The organism is Bifidobacterium sp. POST2/T3 (B1), assembly GCF_058197115.1.
Map to the genome: position 1 here is coordinate 1 of NZ_JBVPQK010000357.1, position 2,658 is coordinate 2,658.

At 59.5% G+C, this 2,658-nt stretch carries 3 protein-coding genes; 1 reads left to right on the top strand and 2 read right to left on the bottom strand.

What is annotated here, in order from left to right; genetic code table 11:
• Positions 1–131: 131 nt before the first annotated feature.
• Positions 132–1,007, bottom strand: a complete 876-nt coding sequence (locus AC0AP0_RS11555) for a thymidylate synthase (protein ID WP_254478344.1) — start codon at positions 1,005–1,007, stop codon at positions 132–134.
• Between the two features lie 142 nt (positions 1,008–1,149).
• Between AC0AP0_RS11555 and AC0AP0_RS11560 the strand changes: the two genes are divergently transcribed.
• Positions 1,150–1,563: an OsmC family protein gene (locus AC0AP0_RS11560; protein WP_490430573.1), complete on the top strand. Its 414-nt coding sequence runs from the start codon at positions 1,150–1,152 to the stop codon at positions 1,561–1,563.
• A 90-nt stretch (positions 1,564–1,653) separates the two neighbouring features.
• Here AC0AP0_RS11560 and AC0AP0_RS11565 read toward each other — a convergent pair.
• Positions 1,654–2,658: universal stress protein (locus tag AC0AP0_RS11565; RefSeq protein WP_490430574.1), on the bottom strand; the 1,005-nt coding region annotated here is incomplete at its 5' end.

Consider the following 2,658-nt stretch of genomic DNA (forward strand, 5'->3'; position numbering starts at 1 on the left):
CTCGGGTTCGTGATAGCCGCTTCGACTATTGTCATGCTCCATCTGTTGCGTTCACTCCTCATAGTGAGTAGATATACCAGAACATTCTAATCTTCGGATTCGACGGTGCCCGTATTCGGCTCAGCGCACCATCAGACAGCCACTGGGGCCTTGATGGCGGGGTGGCATTGATAGTCCACCACCTCGAAGTCTTCGTACTGATAGGAGAAGATGGAATCGGCCTTGCGTATGCGCATGGTCGGATAGGGATAGGGTTTGCGCGACAGCTGCTCCAGAACCTGCTCCACATGATTGTCGTAGATATGGCAGTCGCCGCCGGTCCAGACGAACTCCCCCGGCTCAAGATCAGCCTGCTGGGCCATCATCAGGGTCAGCAGGGCATAGGAGGCGATGTTGAAAGGCACCCCCAGGAACATGTCACAAGAGCGCTGGTAGAGCTGGCAGCTCAGCCTCCCATCGGCCACATAGAACTGGAAGAGCGCATGGCAGGGTGGCAGAGCCATGCTGTCAACCTGGGCTGGATTCCAAGCAGTGACGATCATTCGACGGGAGTCCGGATGGGTTCGTATCAGATCCAGCACCTTGGCGATCTGGTCGATGGTGTGATGGGGGTCCTCTGGCGTCGGTGCGGGCCAGCTGCGCCACTGGACCCCATAGACCGGGCCCAGATCCCCGGTTTCCGGGTCGGCCCATTCGTCCCAAATATGCACGCGATTCTCCTGTAGCCAGCGCACATTCTGCGACCCCTTCAGGAACCAAAGCAGCTCGTAAGCAATGCCACGGAAGAAGACCTTCTTGGTGGTGATCAGGGGGAAGGAATGCGACAGGTCGAAGCGCATCTGCTGCCCGAACAGAGATATGGTTCCGGTGCCCGTCCTGTCGGACTTCAAAGTGCCCCCGCGCAGGATGGTGCGCACCAAGTCCTCGTAGGGGGTGGGAATGTCCGAGTCGGGACGATCAGGGATACGTGTACGAATACGCTGCAGTTCTTCGGGAGTCAAGGCCATGCGGCCATACTATCAAGTCCTCGGTCAGCTGAGCGCGCCCCGGTGACGAATCGCACAGTCCGGGTTAGATTGGAGGAACAGGTCCGGCCACAGGGTCGGATCCGGATGACGCACCCGGCTGGGTGTGGACAAGGAGGAACAGATGGGCAAGAGACTTTGGGTCGAACGCGACAAGGATGGCACCTGGAACGCCTATGGCGACAATGGGGCCCACATCAGCTTCGGCAAGGGCGAGAATCAGTTCAACCCGGGCGATCTGATGAAGATCGCTCTGGCCGCCTGCGGAGCCCTCTCCAGCCAATTCGCCGTGGAGAGCGCCCTGGGCAAGGGCAAGGGGGCGAAAATCGTAGTGGACGGCACTTATGACTCCGACGACGACGCCTACCTGAGCTTCGACGAACAGGTGGATGTCGATGCCACCTCGGCCAGGCTGGCCCAGGAGGATGCGGACAAGCTGGAGGAACGGATCCGCCGCCATATTGCCAAGTCCTGCACCGTAGCGCATACCTATCAGCGGGAGACCCCGGTCAGGGTCTCCGTCAAAGTTCGCCACTGATCTGACGGCGATAAAGGAGCGGGGATCCCCAGGTTCATTGAACTTCGGAAATCCCCGCTCTTCGTCGATGTTGCCGTTGAATCGACCGCCTTACTCCTTATGCTCGGGATCGATGGTCGACTCCAGATCAGCCAGCTGCTCGGGCTTGGCCAAATCCACAGAGATCTGCTCCACTCCGGTGATATCGGCCACATCCTTGCTTTCAGCCGCGTCGGCTGCGGCTTTGAGACCGGACTCCTCGGCCTCCACGTACTTGCGCGGCACCACGTAAACGGGGCTGACCGCATGCTGCAGGAGACCCTGGCTGGTAGATCCCAGCAGGAGCCCGGTGAAGCCACCACGGCCACGCGAGCCGACTACTACCACGTCATGGGTCTTGCTGGCCTGAGTCAAGGCTTCTACGGCAGACCCTGGCACTACGGTCTTGTTGATGCGCAGATCCGGGTAAGTCTTCATAAGCGGAGCGATTCTGGTATTGAGGTCATCCAGATAAGAGTCCATGACGCTGCGCTCCTCAGCCGAACCTGTGCCAGTCAGTCCGGAGATGTTCGGCACTGCTGACATAACATCAAGTTCAGCATTCCAGCTGTCGGCGAAGGCCGCGGCGATCTGCAGTGCCTTAAGACCCCACTTGGACTCGTCGGAGCCCACGGCAACCCGCTTGATGTCGTTGCTCAAATGCATCAGATTGCCGTCGTCGTCGGTGTAGGGAACGACCACGATAGGACAGTAGGCATATGCAGGCAGGCTGGAGCTGGTGGTCCCCAGCAGACGCTCAGCCAGGCCGCCCTTGCCACGGTTGCCGATTACTATCAGCCGGTAATTGCGACTCAGCTCCACGAAGACCGACGAAGGATCCCCCGTCACAATCAGCGTGGCTGCACCTACACCCTGCTCATCGGCGATTGCCTTGGCCTTGGAGAGAATCTCCTGGGCGTCGTTGTGAGCCGCTACGTCGTCTCCCATGGTGGTATAGGTCGCATCGAAGGAAACGGCCGCATACGAGGGAAGTGAATAGGCGCAGACGATTTGCAGGGTCAACCCTGCATGCTTAGCGTAGTTGGCGGCCCACCACGCCGCCTTGTAGCTGGCGTC